This window comes from Streptomyces sp. NPDC048352 (genome assembly GCF_040651895.1).
Taxonomy (GTDB): Bacteria; Actinomycetota; Actinomycetes; order Streptomycetales; family Streptomycetaceae; genus Streptomyces.
Genome location: NZ_JBEZKZ010000033.1, coordinates 58,872 through 76,776 on the forward strand (window position 1 = coordinate 58,872; position 17,905 = coordinate 76,776).

Annotated in this window: 14 protein-coding genes; 5 read left to right on the forward strand and 9 right to left on the reverse strand. The window is 72.3% G+C overall.

Annotated features, from left to right (window positions below; all coding sequences use genetic code 11):
- Positions 1 to 18: 18 nt before the first annotated feature.
- The 4 genes from AB0D45_RS18930 to AB0D45_RS18945 form a co-directional block, all read right to left on the reverse strand.
- Complete coding sequence (locus tag AB0D45_RS18930; RefSeq protein ID WP_362460266.1) at positions 19 to 732, reverse strand: VC0807 family protein; 714 nt, start codon at positions 730 to 732, stop codon at positions 19 to 21.
- Between the two features lie 146 nt (positions 733 to 878).
- Positions 879 to 1,472 carry a TetR family transcriptional regulator gene (locus AB0D45_RS18935; protein WP_362460269.1) on the reverse strand — a complete coding sequence of 198 codons (594 nt, stop codon included), beginning with the start codon at positions 1,470 to 1,472 and terminating at the stop codon, positions 879 to 881.
- A 21-nt stretch (positions 1,473 to 1,493) separates the two neighbouring features.
- Positions 1,494 to 2,546 (reverse strand): aldo/keto reductase, encoded by a 1,053-nt coding sequence (locus AB0D45_RS18940; RefSeq protein WP_362460272.1) that lies wholly within the window; start codon positions 2,544 to 2,546, stop codon positions 1,494 to 1,496.
- A gap of 97 nt (positions 2,547 to 2,643) precedes the next feature.
- Positions 2,644 to 4,170, reverse strand: coding sequence for an MFS transporter (locus tag AB0D45_RS18945; protein ID WP_362460275.1), 1,527 nt, complete (start codon positions 4,168 to 4,170; stop codon positions 2,644 to 2,646).
- Positions 4,171 to 4,222: 52 nt separating this feature from the next.
- Between AB0D45_RS18945 and dusB the strand changes: the two genes are divergently transcribed.
- From dusB to AB0D45_RS18960, 3 genes are all read left to right on the forward strand, one after another.
- Positions 4,223 to 5,365: a tRNA dihydrouridine synthase DusB gene (gene dusB, locus AB0D45_RS18950; RefSeq protein WP_362460278.1), complete on the forward strand. Its 1,143-nt coding sequence runs from the start codon at positions 4,223 to 4,225 to the stop codon at positions 5,363 to 5,365.
- A gap of 366 nt (positions 5,366 to 5,731) precedes the next feature.
- Positions 5,732 to 8,440, forward strand: coding sequence for a pyruvate, phosphate dikinase (gene ppdK, locus AB0D45_RS18955; RefSeq protein WP_361603903.1), 2,709 nt, complete (start codon positions 5,732 to 5,734; stop codon positions 8,438 to 8,440).
- Positions 8,441 to 8,920: 480 nt separating this feature from the next.
- Positions 8,921 to 9,949 (forward strand): winged helix-turn-helix domain-containing protein, encoded by a 1,029-nt coding sequence (locus tag AB0D45_RS18960; RefSeq protein ID WP_362460281.1) that lies wholly within the window; start codon positions 8,921 to 8,923, stop codon positions 9,947 to 9,949.
- Positions 9,950 to 10,078: 129 nt separating this feature from the next.
- On the opposite strand, the gene AB0D45_RS18965 is transcribed toward AB0D45_RS18960, so the two are convergent.
- Positions 10,079 to 11,239 carry an alkaline phosphatase PhoX gene (locus AB0D45_RS18965; RefSeq protein WP_362460284.1) on the reverse strand — a complete coding sequence of 387 codons (1,161 nt, stop codon included), beginning with the start codon at positions 11,237 to 11,239 and terminating at the stop codon, positions 10,079 to 10,081.
- Positions 11,240 to 11,570: 331 nt separating this feature from the next.
- Between AB0D45_RS18965 and AB0D45_RS18970 the strand changes: the two genes are divergently transcribed.
- Complete coding sequence (locus AB0D45_RS18970; protein ID WP_362460287.1) at positions 11,571 to 11,975, forward strand: VOC family protein; 405 nt, start codon at positions 11,571 to 11,573, stop codon at positions 11,973 to 11,975.
- 7 nt (positions 11,976 to 11,982) lie between these two features.
- On the opposite strand, the gene nirD is transcribed toward AB0D45_RS18970, so the two are convergent.
- Genes nirD through AB0D45_RS18985 form a run of 3 tightly spaced genes read right to left on the reverse strand, consistent with a single transcriptional unit; the run spans position 11,983 to position 16,114 of the window.
- Positions 11,983 to 12,321, reverse strand: a complete 339-nt coding sequence (gene nirD / locus AB0D45_RS18975; RefSeq protein ID WP_361603891.1) for a nitrite reductase small subunit NirD — start codon at positions 12,319 to 12,321, stop codon at positions 11,983 to 11,985.
- Positions 12,318 to 14,849: a nitrite reductase large subunit NirB gene (gene nirB, locus AB0D45_RS18980; RefSeq protein WP_362460290.1), complete on the reverse strand. Its 2,532-nt coding sequence runs from the start codon at positions 14,847 to 14,849 to the stop codon at positions 12,318 to 12,320. Before nirB ends, nirD begins: the two co-directional genes overlap by 4 nt.
- Positions 14,849 to 16,114 (reverse strand): FAD-dependent oxidoreductase, encoded by a 1,266-nt coding sequence (locus AB0D45_RS18985; protein WP_362460293.1) that lies wholly within the window; start codon positions 16,112 to 16,114, stop codon positions 14,849 to 14,851. Before AB0D45_RS18985 ends, nirB begins: the two co-directional genes overlap by 1 nt.
- Before the next feature lie 194 nt (positions 16,115 to 16,308).
- Between AB0D45_RS18985 and AB0D45_RS18990 the strand changes: the two genes are divergently transcribed.
- Positions 16,309 to 17,085 carry a TSUP family transporter gene (locus AB0D45_RS18990; RefSeq protein ID WP_362460296.1) on the forward strand — a complete coding sequence of 259 codons (777 nt, stop codon included), beginning with the start codon at positions 16,309 to 16,311 and terminating at the stop codon, positions 17,083 to 17,085.
- A 7-nt stretch (positions 17,086 to 17,092) separates the two neighbouring features.
- Here the strand turns inward: AB0D45_RS18990 and AB0D45_RS18995 are convergent, their stop codons facing one another.
- Positions 17,093 to 17,701, reverse strand: a complete 609-nt coding sequence (locus AB0D45_RS18995) for a class F sortase (RefSeq protein WP_362460305.1) — start codon at positions 17,699 to 17,701, stop codon at positions 17,093 to 17,095.
- Positions 17,702 to 17,905: the final 204 nt, after the last annotated feature.

The window sequence follows — 17,905 nt, forward strand, 5'->3', positions numbered from 1 at the left end:
TTCCCCGTGCCGCGCTGGTCAGGCAGCGGACCCCTCCGCGGCTGCGGCCGCCGCGGCCCGCTTCTCGCCCTCGGCCTTGGTGCGCTTGACGAAGCGGACCGTCCAGAGGGCCAGGCCGCCGAGCGTCCCGTAGATCATGAACGGGCTGAGGGCCACCATGGTGGAGGTGTCCAGCACGTACGACAGGACGATCCGGACCCCCGCCTCGACGAGGTAGACCACGCCCCAGACCAGGGTCATGCGGCGCTGGGCGTTGCGGAAGCCCTCGAACCGCCAGAGGCCGTTGTAGTACGCCACACCCGCGGGGGTGCCGTCCGTGCCGAACTTGCGGCCGAAGTAGAACATCAGCGGGCGCGGCGCGAGCAGCGTGGCCAGGCACAGGAGGCCGAACAGCCCCGTGACGGCGGAGTCCTTGACCAGCAGGGCGTGGGCGGACTGGGCGCCGATGAGGGAGACGGCGGCGGTGATCGCCAGGAACACCAGGGTGACGACGGCGAACTCGTCGAGCTTGCGCCGCCAGGCCACCATGATGACGCTGTCGAGCACCGGCCAGGCACCGCTGACCAGCAGCGCCGAGGCCTCGCTCCAGCCGTGGTCCTCGGTGAGGACGTTGTAGGTGGCGATCGGCGCGACCACGTTGAAGGCGATGGTCAGGAGCAGGCCGACGGCGGCCGCGCCGCCGGAGCGTGCGGGAGGCGCGGGAGGCGCGGGTTGTGCTGCTGCGGTGGACACGGTTCCCCCTGGGACGTACCTGATGAGTGCGGTAGGGGGACCGTAGGGAACGGTTACTGACATGTACAAGTCGGCATGGCCCCAAATGATCGCCAAGCCGTCCGGAGGGCATCCTTCCGCCCAACGGGGCCCGCAGTGGGGCCGGTTCAGGGTCGCAGGCCCCGGATGAGCAGGGCCGTGACCGCCTCGAACTCCGTGAGGATCGTGGGGGAGAGCCAGTCCTCCACGTACTGCGGGTCGTGGAACCGCCCGGTGGCGTCGAAGACGGCGCGGGCGGCCGCCGCGGCGTCGGGCGCGGCCAGGGTGCCGGCCGCGACCCCCTCGGAGATGATCCGGGTCAGCTGGGCGATCAGCTCGCTGAGGTGGGCGTCGACCACCCCGCTGCTCTCGCCGAGCAGCACCGTGTACGTCGCGAACAGCTCGGGGTCATCGCCCGCCTTGTGGCGCTTGGCCTCGAAGAGGGCCTCCAGCCAGGCCTCCAGCTTGGAGGGCGCGGGCTCGTCCGGAGCGGAGGCGATCTTCTCCAGCATGACCACGCTCTTGGCGAGCCAGCGGTCGGTGACCGCCTCGCGCAGCGCCGCCTTCGACGGGAAGTGCCGGTAGACGCTGCCGTGGCTGACCCCCAGGGCGCGCGCGACGTCGACCACGGTCGCCTTGGTGGGGCCGAAGCGGCGCAGCACCTCCTCGGTGGTCTCGAGGATGCGCTCGGGGGTCAGGGGCTCGGCGGCAGCGGAGGGCATGGGTACGACCGTACCGCCAGCTCAGTGTTCGCTGTCGAGGTGGGCCATCTGCGCCGCCGGATAACGCTCCCCGGCCGCCGCCCCCGCGGGGACGGCCTCCTCGACGGCGGCGAGGTCGGCCGCGGTCAGCTCCACGTCCATGGCACCCAGTGCCTCGGTCAGGCGGTCCCGGCGCCGCGCCCCCACGAGCGGCACCACGTCCTCGCCGCGGGCGAGCACCCAGGCGATCGCGGTCTGGGCGACGGTGACCCCCTTCTCCTCGGCGACCTTGCGCAGGGCCTCGACCAGGTCGAGGTTGCGGTGCAGGTTGTCGCCCTGGAAGCGCGGGCTCATGCCGCGGAAGTCGCCCGGGGCCAGGGACCGGTCGCGGGTGAAGTGACCGCTGATCAGGCCCCGGGACAGCACCCCGTAGGCCGTGACGCCTATCCCGAGCTCGCGGGCGGCCGGCAGGATCCGGTCCTCGATGCCGCGCGAGATCAGGGAGTACTCGATCTGGAGGTCCGAGATCGGGGCGACGGCGGCCGCCCGGCGCAGGGTGTCCGCGCCGACCTCGGAGAGGCCGATGTGCCGTACGTGCCCGGCCTGGACGGCTTCGGCGATGGCCCCGACCGTCTCCTCGATCGGGACGTCCGGATCGACGCGGGCGATCCGGTAGATGTCGATGTGGTCCCGGCCGAGCCGCTGGAGGGAGTAGGCCAGGAAGTTCCTCACGGCCTCGGGCCGGCCGTCGTACCCGGTGAAACCGCCCTCGACCGTGCGCAGGGCGCCGAACTTGACGCTGGTCAGCGCCCGCTCCCGGGCCGCGGCCGGGGCCGTGCGCAGGGCCTCGTTGATCAGCAGTTCGTTGTGGCCCATGCCGTAGAAGTCGCCGGTGTCGAGCAGGGCGGCCATGCCCTGCGGGACGGCCTCCAGGTAGGCGTGGAGCGTCGCGAGGGACTCGGCCCGGTCGGCCTCTCCGTAGAGGGCGGACATGCCCATGCAGCCGAGCCCCAGGGGGAAGACGGCCGGGCCGGTGGCGCCGAGCCTGCGGGCGGTGGCCGGGATGGCGGTGGTGGTGCTCACGTTCGTCGTCATGCAAGAAGAATGGCATGACCGATGACAGATTTCAATATCTGTCACTCGTCAGTGCATGAGGGCTCGGCGGGGCGCACGGGAGGTGGGGCGGGGCGGGTCAGCCCGCCGGGGCGGGGCCCGGGGCCGGGGGCAGGCCGCCGTCCCGGAGGTGGCCGGTGCCGTGCTCCGGCGGCGGGGGAGCGGAGGGCGCGCCGGTGGACGGCTCGAGCGCCCGGGCCGTGTGCAGCGCCGTGGCCCGGGCCCACGGGCCGGTGGTGACCGCGCCGACGACCAGGACCAGCAGCGCGCAGCCGGTGATGATCCACCAGGCCGGCCGGGTGGCCGTCGCGAAGTCCCCGCCCCCCGCGGTGCCGGCCGCCAGCACCGCGCCGATCACGGCCACGCCGAGCGCCCCGCCGGTCTGCCGGCTGGTGGAGGCCACCGCTGCCGCCACCCCCGCCTGGGCGCGCGGCATCCCCGACACGGCCGTGTTGGTGATGGGGGCGTTGACCAGGCCGAAGCCGATGCCGAAGAGCACGTATCCGGTGAACATCAGCGGGGTGGAGGTCTCCGCCGAGAACGCCGCGAAGAGGAGCCCGCTCGCCCCCATGGCCACCCCTGAGATCAGCAGGGACGGCCGCGGCCCGTGGCTGGCCACCAGCCGCCCCGACACCGGCGCGCACAGGAAGGCGAACGCGGCCATCGGCAGCATGTGCAGCCCGGCGTCCAGGGCGTCGAGCCCCCGCACCTCCTGGAGGTAGAGGGTGGTCACGAAGAGGAAGCCGGAGAGCGAGGCGAAGGTGCTGACCGCGATCACCGTCGCCCCGCTGAAGGGGGCGCTGCGGAAGAACCGGGGGTCGATCAGCGGGTCCGCCCGCCGGGACTCGTAGACGAGCAGCCCGGCCAGGGCGGTCGCGGCGCCCAGCGCGCACCCGAGGATCGGCGGCGACCGCCAGCCCTCCGCGGGGGCCTCGATGATCGCGTACGTCATCCCGCCCAGCAGCACCATGACCAGCAGCTGGCCCACCGGGTCCGGCCGGCGGGGGCGCTCGGACCGGGACTCCGGGACGTGGCGCAGGGTCAGCACGAGGGCCAGCAGTCCGACGGGGAGGTTGACCCAGAAGATGGACCGCCAGCCCACCGAGTCCACGAGCAGCCCGCCGACCAGCGGCCCGGCGGCCATCGAGATGCCGACCACGGCACCCCAGACCCCGATGGCGCGGGCGCGCTCCTTCGGGTCCGTGAAGGTGTTGGTGATGATCGACATGGCGACGGGATTGAGCATCGCCCCGCCGACCGCCTGGAGCATCCGGAAGGCGATCAGCCACTCCAGGCCGGGCGCCAGGGAGCACAGCACCGAGCCCGCCGTGAAGAGGACCAGCCCCCAGGCGAAGACCTTGCGGCGCCCGATCCGGTCCGCGGTGGAGCCCGCCAGGATCAGCAGCGAGGCGATCACCACGGTGTAGGCGTCGATGGTCCACTGCATGCCCGCGACCGAGGCGTCGAACTCGCGGCGCATCGCCGGGAGGGCCACGTTCAGGACGGTGTTGTCGAGGCTGACGATCAGCAGGCTCATGCAGCAGATCGCCAGGACGAGCAGGCGACGCCTGCGGCTCATGTGATCCACGTCACTGGTGTGATGCATACCGCCGATAGTACGGATAACTAACGAACGGTGCGTGCGCGAGAATGGGGGGATGACCACGCTCCCTCCGCCCCTCGCGATCGGCCCGCACACCGTGCAGCCCCCCGTGGTGCTCGCGCCCATGGCCGGCATCACCAATGCCCCGTTCCGTACGCTCTGCCGCGAGTTCTCGGGCGGCAAGGGGCTGTTCGTCAGCGAGATGATCACGACGCGCGCCCTGGTCGAGCGCAACGAGAAGACCATGCAGCTGATCCACTTCGACGCGACGGAAAAGCCGCGCTCGATTCAGCTGTACGGGGTCGACCCGGTGACCGTCGGCAAGGCCGTCCGCATGATCGTCGAAGAGGACCGCGCCGACCACATCGACCTCAACTTCGGCTGCCCGGTCCCCAAGGTCACCCGCAAGGGCGGCGGCTCGGCCCTTCCGTACAAGCGCAACCTGCTGCGCGCGATCCTGCGCGAGGCCGTCGCGGGCGCCGGCGACCTGCCGGTGACCATGAAGATGCGCAAGGGCATCGACGACGACCACCTCACCTACCTCGACGCGGGCCGGATCGCCGTCGAGGAGGGGGTCACCGCCATCGCCCTGCACGGCCGCACCACCGCCCAGCACTACGGCGGCACCGCCGACTGGGAGGCGATCGCCCGGCTCAAGGAGCACGTGCCGGAGATCCCGGTGCTCGGCAACGGCGACATCTGGTGCGCGGAGGACGCGCTGCGCATGGTCCGGGAGACCGGCTGCGACGGCGTGGTGGTGGGGCGCGGCTGCCTGGGACGGCCGTGGCTGTTCAACGACCTGGTGGCCGCCTTCGAGGGCCGGCCCGAGGACTTCCACAAGCCGACCCTGCGCGAGGTCGCGGGCACCATGCTGCGGCACGCGCAGCTGCTGGGGGAGTGGATCGGCGACGAGGCGCGCGGCGTGATCGATTTCCGTAAGCACGTGGCCTGGTACCTCAAGGGCTTCGCCGTCGGTTCGGAGATGCGGGGCAAGCTGGCGGTCACCTCCTCCCTGGCCGAACTGGACGCTCATCTGAGCGATCTTGATCTGGACCAGCCGTGGCCCGACGGAGCGGACGGCCCGCGAGGCCGTACGTCCGGAAACAACCGGGTTGTCCTGCCCGAGGGCTGGTTGAAGGATCCCTACGACTGCGCCGGTGTGACCGAGGACGCCGAGCTGGACACGTCCGGAGGCTGAGAAATCGCCCTCCGTGCCGCGTGATATACGCCACGCATGGGAGAGGTTTCGCTCAGATGAGCGCTTAAGTCACGGGTAAGACTTTCAAAGGGTGGCACTGGGTGCCACCCTTTGTCCGTTCAAGAGTTGAACGCAAATGTATCGATGATCGCTCATCCGAGCGGGATCAGGCCTCAAGGGCCTGTTCACGCTTCGGCTTCTGAAGGCTCTTCGGGTGATCGCATTACCGATCGGTTACTTTCGATACGGTGGCGCACGGGTGGTTACAGCCCCATGACCGCCAAGTGGACGTACCGATAAGCCTTCGATCTGGGTATGTTCCTGGCCGTCAGGGCAGCCACCCGAGTCCTCGAGGAGTCGAGACCCGTGTCGGAAAACAAAGATCAGAAGTTCGTCTACGACTTCACCGAGGGCAACCGGGACCTCAAGGACCTTCTCGGCGGCAAGGGGGCCAACCTCGCCGAGATGACCAACCTCGGTCTCCCGGTCCCCCCCGGCTTCACCATCACCACCGAGGCCTGCAAGGTCTACCTCGAGAGCGGCTCGGCCCCGGCCGCGCTGCGCGACGAGGTCAGCGCGCACCTCGCCGCCCTCGAGGCGAAGATGGGCAAGAAGCTCGGCCAGTCGGACGACCCGCTGCTGGTCTCCGTCCGCTCCGGCGCGAAGTTCTCCATGCCGGGCATGATGGACACGGTCCTCAACATCGGCCTCTCCGACGAGTCCGTCACCGGCCTCGCCACCCAGGCCGGCAACGAGCGCTTCGCGTGGGACTCGTACCGCCGCCTCATCCAGATGTTCGGTAAGACCGTCCTCGACATCGACGGCGAGCTCTTCGAGGACGCCCTCGACGAGGCCAAGGCCGCCAAGAAGGTCGCCGTCGACACCGACCTCGACGCCGCCGACCTCAAGAAGCTGGTCAAGGTCTTCAAGAAGATCGTCGCGAAGGAGGCCGGCCGGGAGTTCCCGCAGGACGCCCGCGAGCAGCTCGACCTCGCCGTCGAGGCCGTCTTCAACTCCTGGAACACCGACCGCGCCAAGCTCTACCGCCGCCAGGAGCGCATCCCCAGCGACCTGGGCACCGCCGTCAACATCTGCTCCATGGTCTTCGGCAACCTCGGCCCCGACTCCGGCACCGGCGTCGCCTTCACCCGCGACCCCGCCAGCGGCCACCAGGGCGTCTACGGCGACTACCTGCAGAACGCCCAGGGCGAGGACGTCGTCGCGGGCATCCGCAACACCGTCCCGCTGGCGGACCTGGAGGGCATCGACAAGGCCTCCTACGACCAGCTCATGACGATCATGGAGACGCTGGAGACCCACTACAAGGATCTCTGCGACATCGAGTTCACCATCGAGCGCGGCCAGCTGTGGATGCTCCAGACCCGCGTCGGCAAGCGCACCGCCGGCGCCGCCTTCCGCATCGCCACCCAGCTCGTGGACCAGGGCCTGATCGACGAGGCCGAGGCGCTCCAGCGCGTCACCGGCCACCAGCTGGCGCAGCTGATGTTCCCGCGCTTCGACGAGAACGCGAAGACCGAGCTGCTCGGCCGCGGCATCGCCGCCTCCCCGGGCGCGGCGGTCGGCAAGGCCGTCTTCGACTCGTACACGGCCGTCAAGTGGTCCCGTTCCGGTGAGAAGGTCATCCTGATCCGCCGCGAGACCAACCCGGACGACCTCGACGGCATGATCGCCTCCGAGGGCATCCTGACCTCGCGCGGCGGCAAGACCTCGCACGCCGCCGTCGTCGCCCGCGGCATGGGCAAGACCTGCGTCTGCGGCGCCGAGGAGCTCGACGTCGACACCAAGCGCCGCCGGATGACGGTCGGCGAGACGGTCATCGAAGAGGGCGACGTCGTCTCCATCGACGGCTCCACCGGCAAGGTCTACCTCGGCGAGGTACCGGTCGTACCCTCCCCGGTCGTCGAGTACTTCGAGGGCCGCATGCACGCCGGCGCCGACGACGCCGACGAACTCGTCGCCGCCGTCCACCGGATCATGGCGTACGCGGACCGTGTCCGCCGCCTGCGGGTGCGCGCCAACGCCGACAACGCCGAGGACGCGCTGCGCGCCCGCCGCTTCGGCGCCCAGGGCATCGGCCTGTGCCGCACCGAGCACATGTTCCTCGGTGAGCGCCGCGAGCTGGTCGAGCGCCTGATCCTCGCCGACACCGACGGCGAGCGCGAGCAGGCACTCAGTGCCCTCCTGCCGCTGCAGAAGCAGGACTTCGTCGAGCTGTTCGAGGCGATGGACGGCCTGCCCGTCACCGTCCGCCTCCTCGACCCGCCGCTGCACGAGTTCCTGCCCGACATCACCGAGCTGTCGGTGCGCGTCGCGCTCGCCGAGTCCCGCAAGGACGCCAACGAGAACGACCTGCGCCTGCTCCAGGCCGTGCACAAGCTGCACGAGCAGAACCCGATGCTGGGTCTGCGCGGTGTCCGCCTGGGCCTGGTCATCCCCGGTCTGTTCAAGATGCAGGTACGGGCGATCGCCGAGGCCGCGGCCGAGCGCAAGAACGCCAAGGGCGACCCGCGCGCCGAGATCATGGTTCCGCTCGTCGGCACCGTCCAGGAGCTGGAGATCGTCCGCGAGGAGGCCGACGCGGTCATCGCCGAGGTCGAGGCCGCCACCGGCACCAGCCTCAAGCTGACCATCGGCACGATGATCGAGCTGCCGCGCGCCGCCCTGACGGCCGGCCAGATCGCCGAGGCCGCGCAGTTCTTCTCCTTCGGTACGAACGACCTGACCCAGACGGTGTGGGGCTTCTCCCGCGACGACGTCGAGGCCAGCTTCTTCACCGCGTACCTGGAGAAGGGCATCTTCGGGGTCTCGCCCTTCGAGACCATCGACAAGGACGGCGTCGGCTCGCTGGTCCGCAGCGCGGTCCAGTCCGGCCGGGCCACCCGCCCCGACCTGAAGCTCGGCGTCTGCGGTGAGCACGGCGGCGACCCGGAGTCGGTGCACTTCTTCCACGAGGTCGGCCTCGACTACGTCTCCTGCTCGCCGTTCCGGATCCCGGTGGCGCGCCTGGAGGCGGGCCGCGCCGCCGCCGAGTCGAAGGGCTCCGACAGCCGCTGAGCCCCGCTGAGCCCCGCGGGGCCCCTCGGGGCCCCTCGGGGCCCCGCACCCGGCCCGCCGGCCCCCAGGGGCCGCCGCGAGCCCTCCTGACTGCGCCCTCCCCCGGTTCCCTGACTGCCGGGGGCGGGCGCATCCATTTCCGGGGCCCCGCACGGGCGTGGGCCCGTATCGCGAAATTTTCAACAATGTCATTACGGCGCCAGGCGGTGGACGGATCCCCACCCGTCCACCGCCTGCCGCCTATCCGCCAGGCACGTCGGCGCTTCCCGGTGCGACCGACCGCCAGGCCCCGCAAAGCCCCCCACGGCCTTCACGGAGCGTTTCGGTCGCGCCGGAGTGTGCCTGGCGGACTACAGGATTTCGCTTGTCACGCCCCTGCCGAAAGGGGTTTCAACTGTGGCCGAAAGGGCGTGGTGACCACGTGTGACGGCGTGCATACTCATGGGGCGGGGGGATTGCGGTTGCACAGGTGGGGGTTCGGTGCTTCGTATCCATTTCACTGGAGTGGACCTGGCACGCGTACGGATGGCAGGGCGTCCCGATGCGTTGTGGGAAACGATTCTTAGTTTTCATCGCTTAAGAGACCGGCGTGACGCCCGGTTCTTCGGCGAATGGCGCACAGAAACCCGGAGCCGGTTGAATGGTGAAACAAGACTGCTGAGCGCGCTCATACCGGCTCGCGGCTATTTCCCCGATTTCCTCACCCCGGCCGAGGGCCAGTACGGCTGGGACCTCGGGCTCGACGCGCTGCGCGGGCTGCGCCCCGAACGGCTGCGCCGGGAGCTGTCCCTCGTGGGCTCCGGCGCCGGGACGGGATTCGGCGCGGCCTTCGGGACCCCGCCGCCGGCCCGGCTGCGGGAGCTGATGGACGGCGGCACCAAGCACCTGCCCCGGCTGCTGGGCGAGCTGCGCGCGTACCACCGGGCGGCCGTGGAGCCGTACTGGACCCACATCCAGGCCCAGATCGAGGCGGAACGGGCGGCACGCGGCCGCGCCCTCCTCGACGGGGGCGCGGACGAGCTGCTGGCCTCACTGCCGCCCATGCTGCGCTGGCGGGCCCCGGTGCTGGAGTGCGAGTACCCGGTGGACCGGGACGTACGGCTGCGCGGGCGCGGGCTGCTGCTCCAGCCGTCCTTCTTCTGCCGGCGCACCGCGGTGACCCTGCACGACCCGGAGCTGCCGCCGGTGCTGGTCTACCCGGCCGCCGCCCAGCTCGCCTCCGCTGCGGCGAGCGGGGAGGCCGCCCGGCCCGCCGAGGAGCAGCGCCAGCGCACGCTCGGCAAGCTGGTGGGCCACACCCGCTCGGTGGTGCTGCGGGCCATCGGCGACGGGGCCACCACCAGCGAGCTGGCCCGCCGGGCCGGGGTCTCGCTGGCCTCCGCGAGCCAGCACGCCTGCGTGATGCGGGAGGCGGGGCTGGTGACCACCCTGCGCCACGGCAACGCCGTCCTGCACACGGTGACGCCGCTGGGCGCGGCCCTGCTCAAGGGCGGCGCGGTGGTCTCCTGAAGGATCGGTTCGCCAGTGGCTTCGCCAGCGGCTTCGCCAGGACGTGCGGGAGCCCGGCGGGGAGGCGCAGGCCCTCCCCGCCGGGCTCCGGCCGCGGTGCGACCGGTACGGCCGGTCAGGAGCCCCGCGTCAGACGCGGAAGGGACCGGTCACCTCGTAGGTGATGCCGCCGCTGGAGGAGCCGTTCGTACCGCGCTGGCTGCTGAAGTACAGCCGGCTGCCGTTCGGCGAGAAGGCCGGGCCGGTGATCTCCGAGGAGGACTGGCCGGTGACCCGCAGGAAGGGCGCCACCACGTCGTCCGGGGTGATCAGGCAGATCTCCATGGTGCCGCCGTCCTCGGCGACGTAGAGGTCGCCGTAGGCGGACCCGGTGACGTTGTCGACGCCGGTCAGCGGCGCCGCGCCGCCCGGGACCAGGGAGTCGTCGTAGGCCAGCTCGTAGGTGCCGGCGGCGAGGTCGAGCTGCCAGACCCGGTTGTCGCCCTTGGTCGTGAACCAGACGGTGTCGTTCGCGTAGTGGCAGCCCTCGCCGCCGTTGAACTGCTTCGCGCCGGAGACCTGGGAGCGGGTGGCGGTCGGCGAGCCGTCGGGGTCCGGCACGTTCTGCCAGCTGAAGGAGCCGGAGGTCCCGCTTCCGGCAACCATGACCTGGAGCGTGCCGGAGGAGAGGCTGCCCCAGGTGGACGGCACGAACCGGTAGAAGCAGCCGTTCGTCTCGTCCTCGGTCAGGTACACCACCCGGCGCACCGGGTCGGCCGCCGCCGCCTCGTGTTTGAACCGGCCCATCGCGGGCCGCTGCACGGCCGCGTTGACCCCGTACGGGTCGGTCTCGTAGACGTAGCCGAGGCTGACCTCCTCGCACGACAGCCAGGTGTTCCACGGGGTCTTGCCGCCCGCGCAGTTCTGCCGGGTGTTCGACAGGATCCGGTACGCCCCGGTCACCGTGCCCGAGGAGTCGAACTTCACCGCGCTCGCGCCGCCGCCCGGGTTGACCTCCGAGTTCGAGACGTAGATCCAGCCGGTGCCGTCCGCGAAGCAGGCGCCGCCGTCGGGGGCGCTGTGCCAGGTGTACGAGGTGCCGCTCACCGTCTGCGAGGAGCGGGCGACGACCCGGCTGCTGAAACCGGCCGGCAGCATGATCCCGTTCGCGTCCGCCGCCCCGAGGGCGCCGTAGGGGCCGGCGCCGGGCTGGGCGGGCGCGGCGTGGGCGGCGCCGTGCGTGAGGGTGCCGGCGAAGGCGGCGGCCGAGGTGCCGATGACGGCACCGCGCAGGAAGGTACGACGTTCCACGGTCACTCCTGTGGGAGGAGGGCCCCGCACCCGGTCGGGCGCGGGGTCGCACGCGTGGAGGAACCTAGGGGCGCCGCATGGACGCCACGACAACGGCGCATGACGCGGGAGCGACCGGCTCGCGGTCGCTCCCGCGGCGGCCGCCCCGGCGCCCCGGCGCACCGGACCGCGTCGCGGGCCGCCGTACACGGCTGTGACCTGCGGAGACGAAATCAACCGAAAAAACTTCGCCGGACGGCGATGAGTTCGTGCGGGCGCCCGGGTCTACCCCTTCGACAGCGCACCGCGTAGCGCGCACCACGCACCACGCCACCAGAGAAGAGGAACCGAGATGGCTCAGATGATCTTCGTCAACCTGCCGGTGAAGGACCTGGACGCCGCGAAGGCCTTCTGGGAGAAGCTCGGCTACTCCTTCAACCCGCAGTTCACCGACGAGACGGCGGCCTCCCTGGTGATCAGCGACACCATCTTCGCGATGCTCCTGACCGAGGCGAAGTTCAAGGAGTTCGCCACCAAGCCGGTGGCCGACGCCTCGCAGACCACCGAGGTCATGGTCGCGCTCAGCGCCGACAGCCGCGAGCAGGTCGACGAGGTCGTCGACGCCGCCCTCGCGGCCGGCGCCACCGAGCCCCGCCCGGCCATGGACCTGGGCTTCATGTACGGCCGTGCCTTCGAGGACCTGGACCACCACGTGTGGGAGTACGTCTGGATGGACCCCGCCGCGATCCAGGGCTGACCGGCCCCTAGGAGGCGGGAGCGGAGGCGGTCCGCACCGGGTACGTCCGGACCGCCACCTCCTCGTCGTCCAGGCAGCGCCCCGACTCCAGGTCGAAGCGCTGCTTCAGCAGCGGCGACGCCACGAAGGGCCGGCCCGCCGCCCGGCCCACCAGCCCCCGCGACAGGACGTGCGCGCCGGTGAAGGGGTCCTGGTTGCCGATGGCGTACGGGCGTCCCGCGCGGTCGAGGAAGACCGCGGCCTGGCTCCCGTCGGGCAGCAGGGCCGCGACCCCGCGCCCGGGGACGAGCGCCGAGAGCTCGCACACCGTCAGCCAGCTGTCGGCCACCTTCAGTTCGACGGTCATCGGACCGGTCCTCCAATGGTCAGGACGGCCAGGTCGGGCTTGACCTGGTCGCGCTCGGGAACGAACTTCACGGTCGGGTCGGGGGCGCCGGGGGCGTTGACGAAGGACACGAACCGGCGCAGCCGGTCCGGGTCCGACAGGGTCTCGGCCCACTCGTCGCGGTAGTGCGCCACGTGGTCGGCCATCAGGGCCTCCAGCTCCGCGCACAAGCCCAGCGAGTCGTGCACCACCACGTCCCGCAGGTGGTCCAGGCCGCCCTCCAGCCGGTCCAGCCAGGTGGAGGTGCGCTCCAGGCGGTCGGCGGTGCGGATGTAGAACATCAGGAAACGGTCGATGAGCCGCACCAGTTCGGCGTCGGACAGGTCCTGTGCGAGCAGGTCCGCGTGGCGCGGGGTCGCCCCGCCGTTGCCGCCGACGTAGAGGTTCCAGCCGCTCGCCGTCGCGATCACCCCGAAGTCCTTGCTCTGCGCCTCCGCGCACTCGCGGGCGCAGCCCGACACTGCCGACTTCAGCTTGTGCGGTGCGCGCAGGCCCCGGTAGCGCAGCTCCAGGTCGATGGCCATCCGCACGCTGTCCTGGACGCCGTAGCGGCACCAGGTCTGCCCCACGCAGGACTTCACCGTCCGCAGGGCCTTGCCGTACGCGTGCCCGGACTCGAAGCCGGCGTCGACCAGCCGCGCCCAGATCTGCGGCAGCTGGTCCACGCTCGCGCCGAAGAGGTCGATCCGCTGACCTCCGGTGATCTTCGTGTAGAGGCCGAAGTCGCGGGCCACCTCCCCGATCACGATCAGCTTGTCGGGGGTGATCTCACCGCCCGGGATGCGCGGGACGACCGAGTACGAGCCGTTGCGCTGGAGGTTGGCGAGGAAGTGGTCGTTGGTGTCCTGGAGGGCGGCCTGCTCCCCGTCCAGGACGTAGCCGCTGGCGCCCAGGGCGGGCGCGAGGGAGGCGATGATCGAGCCGACGGCCGGCTTGCAGACCTCACAGCCGTCACCGCCGCGCGCCTCCGCCCGGCCGTGGCCGTCCAGCAGCTCCCGGTACGAGGCCAGGCGCCGCGTGCGCACGATCTCGTACAGCTCGGCCCGGGTGTACGGGAAGCAGCCGCACAGCCCCTGGTCGGCCGCGGCCGGCAGCAGCTGCCCGATCACCTTCAGGCAGCTGCCGCAGCCGGTGCCGGCCTTGGTGCACTTCTTCACCTCGGGCAGGGTGGCGCAGGCGGTGATGGCCTTCTTGGTGACGTTGTGGCAGGAGCAGATCACCGCCGTGTCCGGCAGCGAGGACGGGCCGAGCGCGACGGGTGCGCCGACGCCGGCCGGCAGCACCAGCTGCTCCGGGGAGACCGGCGGGACGCTGCCGGTGAGCGGGCGCAGCAGCCCGTACGCGTCCGCGTCGCCGACCAGCACCCCGCCGAGCAGCACCCCGTCGGGGGAGACGACCAGCTTCTTGTAGATCCCGGAGCGGGAGTCGGACCAGACCACGTCGAGGCTGCCCTCCGCCGCGCCGTGCGCGTCGCCGAAGGAGGCCACGTCGACCCCGAGCAGCTTGAGCTTGGTGGACAGGTCGGCCCCCGTGAACTCCTTCTCCCGGCCCAGGAGGTCCTCGGCGGCCGTCTCGGCCATCTCGTAGCCGGGTGCGACCAGCCCGTAGACGCGGCCGTCGACGGCCTGCGCGCACTCGCCGATGGCGTACACGTGCGGGTCCGAGGTGCGGCAGCGGGCGTCCACGGTGATGCCGCCGCGCTCGCCGACCGCCAGGCCCGCGGCGCGGGCCAGCTGGTCGCGGGGGCGGACCCCGGCCGAGAAGACCACCAGGTCGGTCTCGACGGTGGACCCGTCCGAGAGGCTCATCCCGCACACCGAGCCGTCCTCGCCGGTCAGCACCGCCTGCGTGCCCACCCCGGTGTGCACCGTCAGCCCCATGGACTCGATGGTGCGCAGCAGGGCCGCGCCGCCGCCCTCGTCCACCTGGACGGGCATCAGGCGCGGGGCGAACTCGACGACGCGGGTGGCGAGCCCGAGCCCCTGGAGGGCGCCCGCCGCCTCCAGGCCGAGGAGGCCGCCGCCGACGACGGCCCCGCTGGTGCGGGTCTTGGCGTAGTCCTCGATCGCGAGGAGGTCCTCGATGGTGCGGTAGACGAAGCAGCCGGGGGCGTCCTTGCCGGGGACGGGCGGCACGAAGGGGTAGCTGCCGGTCGCCAGGACGAGGACGTCGTACGGGAAGACCTGCCCGGAGCGGGAGGTGACGGTACGGGCGCCGGTGTCGACGTGCTCGGCGGGATCGTCGAGGTGGAGCTCGATCCCGTGCTGCTCCATGAACCCGGCCGGGGTGAGGGAGAGGTCCTCGGGGGTCGAGCCGGAGAAGTACGAGGTGAGGTGCACGCGGTCGTAGGCGGGCCGCGGCTCCTCGCAGAGCACCGTGATCCGGTGCGTGGCGGTGGCCCCGCGTTCGGCGAGGGCCTCCAGGTAGCGCTGGCCGACCATGCCGTGTCCGATGAGCACGATCGCGGGCAGGGGCTCGGGCACGGTCATCAGTGGCCTCCGTCGTCGGTGAGCAGGTGGAACGGGTCGTGCGGGGCGGTGAGGAACTCGTCGCCCTCCCAGGTGCGGGCGAGGGCGCCCACGGTGGAGAGCTCGCCGAGCAGCACCCCGCCGACGAGCCGGTCGCCGCGCAGGACGACCTTGCGGTAGGTGCGGCGGGTGGCGTCGGCGAGGCGGAGCACGTCGTCGCCGGGGAGCGGGACCGGGTCGCCGAAGGCGGCGAGGTCCAAGGGGCCGGCGCCGTCCGCGGTGGGAAGGGTGAGGCGGGTGAGGGCACGGGTGCCGGTGTACGCGGTGTCCGCCGACCCCCGGAGGACCGCCGCGAGGGCGTCGGCCTGCTCCAGGGCGGGCCCGGCCAGGCCGTACACCCGGCCGTCGTGCTCGGCGCAGTCGCCGATGGCGTGGACGTACGGGTCGCTGGTGCGCAGCCGGGCGTCAACCACGATGCCCTTGCGGACCTCCAGCCCGGCTGCCTGGGCGAGCCCGACCCGGGGGCGGACCCCGCAGGCGAGGACGACGACGTCGGCGTCGAGCCGGTAGCCGTCGGCGAGCTCGACGCCGGTGACCCTGCGGGTGTCCGGGCCGGGCGGGGTGCCGGGCCGCCGGCCGGCCGGGATGGTGGTCAGGCCGCGGACGCGGCATTCCGTGTGGATCTCCACGCCGAGCGCGTCCAGGTGGTCCCGCAGCAGCGCGGAGGCGTCGGCGTCGAGCTGGCGCTCCATCAGGCGCTCCGCCTGCTGGGCGAGGACCACCTGCGCGCCCCGCGCGGCCAGCGCACGGGCCGCGGAGACGCCCAGCAGGCCGCCGCCGATCACCACGGCCCGTACGCCCGGGCCCACGGCCGCCGCGAGGGCCAGGCAGTCGTCCATGGTGCGGAACGCGTGCACCCCCTCCGGGAGTTCCCGCCCGTCCGGGGTGAACAGCCCGCGCAGCGGCGGGAGCACCGGGTTCGAGCCGGTGGCCAGCACCAGGGTGTCGTACCGCTCCACGGCGCCGTCGTCACAGTGCACGGCGCGGTCCGCGCGGTCGATCCGCACCGCCCGGACACCCCGGCGCAGCGCCGGGCCGGGGGCCGGGAGCGCGGTGACCTCGGGTGCGTACCGGCCGGCCAGCACCTCGGCCAGCAGGACCCGGTTGTAGGGGGCGTGGGTCTCCTCCCCGAGGACGGTCACCGCCGCGCCGGGGCCCAACCGTGCGGCGAGCCGCAGGCCCGCCAGGCCGCCGCCGATCACCACCACACGCTGCTTCGAGGTCATGGAACGAGCGTGCGGGCCCGCTGTTTCCCCGCCGCATCGCCTCTGTTACCCGGACGGAACACCGGCCTCAGCGCCCCCGTCGAGGGCCGGTGAGGCGGCTGGCGGCGGCGCCCCGGCGCGCCGAAGCTCAACCTTTGCGCAAGTTTCCGGTGATCGATGGCTCCTGCACCGAACCGGTCCCTAGGGTCGTGGCCGTGCCTGACATATCAACGACCATGATCATCGTGCTGTGCGCGGCCGCAGCGGCGGCCGGCTGGATCGACGCGGTGGTGGGCGGCGGCGGACTGCTGCTCCTGCCGGCCCTGCTGCTCGGCCTGCCGAACGCCCACCCCGCCGCCGTCCTCGGAACGAACAAGGCGGTCGCCATCGTGGGCACCGCCGGCGCGGCCGTCACCTACGTCCGCAAGACCCCGGTGGACGTGAAGCTCGCCGTCCGCATCGGTGTGGCCGCGCTCGCCGGATCCATGGGAGGGGCCGCGCTCGCCGGGGGCATCAGCAAGGACACGATGCGCCCGCTGATCATGGGGGTGCTGGTGGTGGTCGCGGCCGTGGTCATCTTCAAGCCGGGCTTCGGCGCCGCCCCCGCCGCCTCCCCCGTCTCCCGCGGCCGGGTGCTGCTCACGATCGCCCTCGCGGGCCTCGGCATCGGCTTCTACGACGGCCTCATCGGCCCCGGCACCGGCACCTTCCTGGTGCTGGCCCTGACCGCCCTGCTCCACCTCGACCTGGTCACCGCCTCCGCCACCGCCAAGATCGTCAACTGCTGCACCAACGCGGGGGCGCTTGCCATGTTCGCCTACCAGGGCATGGTGTTCTGGCAGCTGGCCGCGCTGATGGCGGTCTTCAACCTGGCCGGCGGCATGGTCGGGGCCCGGATGGCACTGAAGAAGGGCAGCGGCTTCGTCCGCGGCGTGCTGCTCACGGTGGTGGGCGCGCTGGTGGTCAAGCTCGGCTTCGAACAGTGGGGGTAGCGCCCCGTCAGAACGTCCCCGTGAGGTGGGCGAAGACGACGACGTTGCCCTGGTAGCCGGTGCGCGGGGAGAAGGCGCCGCCACAGGTGATCACCCGCAGCTCGGCGCGCGGCGAGGGGCCGTACACGCGCCGGTCCGGGAAGTCCCCGGCGTCGTGGACCTCGACCGCGTGGACGGTGAAGACGGCCGTACGCCCGTCCGCGCGGGCGACCTCGATCCCGGCCCCCCGGTGCAGCGCGCCCAGGTGGTAGAAGACGGCGGGGCCGCTGGCGTGGTCGACGTGGCCCACGATCACGGCGGTGCCCGTCGCACCCGGCGTCGTCCCGTCCCGGTACCAGCCCGCGAGGTCCCGGCGGGCCGGCGGGGGCACTTCGAGGCCGCCGTCGCGGTCCAGGCCCAATCCCGTGAGCGGGGCGTCCACCCGGATCGACGGGATCCGGATCCGGACGGGCGGCGAACCGGGCAGCGGGCCGATGCTCCCGGGGTAGAGGACCTGCGCGCTCAGCGCCTCGGCGGGGGAGGGCAGCGGGGGCCGTACGGTCACCCCGACGCCGCTGCCGATCAGCCAGACGCCGACGCACGCGGCGAGCGCGACCAGCCCGGCCCGCATCCGCATCCGCATCCGCACCCGGACCCGTCGGCCGGTGCCGCCGCGTACACCGCTCAGCGCGCCGGCCGGCCCGCCGCTGCCGCCCCCTGCGGCCCCGGGGCGTTCCCGCAGGCCTGGGAAGCCGCCACGCATGCGCCGTACCCCCTTGTCTCGCCGTTCGTGGCAGTGGCCGTGGGCCCCCCCCCCCCACGGGGGGGGGCCCGCCGGGCG

Excerpts from the sequence above, each read along its gene's own strand:
- AB0D45_RS18935 (WP_362460269.1), bottom strand. The coding sequence starts at position 1,472 with ATGCCCTCCGCTGCCGCCGAGCCCCTGACCCCCGAGCGCATCCTCGAG.
- AB0D45_RS18940 (WP_362460272.1), bottom strand. The coding sequence starts at position 2,546 with ATGACGACGAACGTGAGCACCACCACCGCCATCCCGGCCACCGCCCGC.
- AB0D45_RS18945 (WP_362460275.1), bottom strand. The coding sequence starts at position 4,170 with ATGCATCACACCAGTGACGTGGATCACATGAGCCGCAGGCGTCGCCTG.
- dusB (WP_362460278.1), top strand. The coding sequence starts at position 4,223 with ATGACCACGCTCCCTCCGCCCCTCGCGATCGGCCCGCACACCGTGCAG.
- AB0D45_RS18970 (WP_362460287.1), top strand. The coding sequence starts at position 11,571 with ATGGCTCAGATGATCTTCGTCAACCTGCCGGTGAAGGACCTGGACGCC.
- nirD (WP_361603891.1), bottom strand. The coding sequence starts at position 12,321 with ATGACCGTCGAACTGAAGGTGGCCGACAGCTGGCTGACGGTGTGCGAG.
- nirB (WP_362460290.1), bottom strand. The coding sequence starts at position 14,849 with ATGACCGTGCCCGAGCCCCTGCCCGCGATCGTGCTCATCGGACACGGC.
- AB0D45_RS18985 (WP_362460293.1), bottom strand. The coding sequence starts at position 16,114 with ATGACCTCGAAGCAGCGTGTGGTGGTGATCGGCGGCGGCCTGGCGGGC.
- AB0D45_RS18995 (WP_362460305.1), bottom strand. The coding sequence starts at position 17,701 with ATGCGGATGCGGGCCGGGCTGGTCGCGCTCGCCGCGTGCGTCGGCGTC.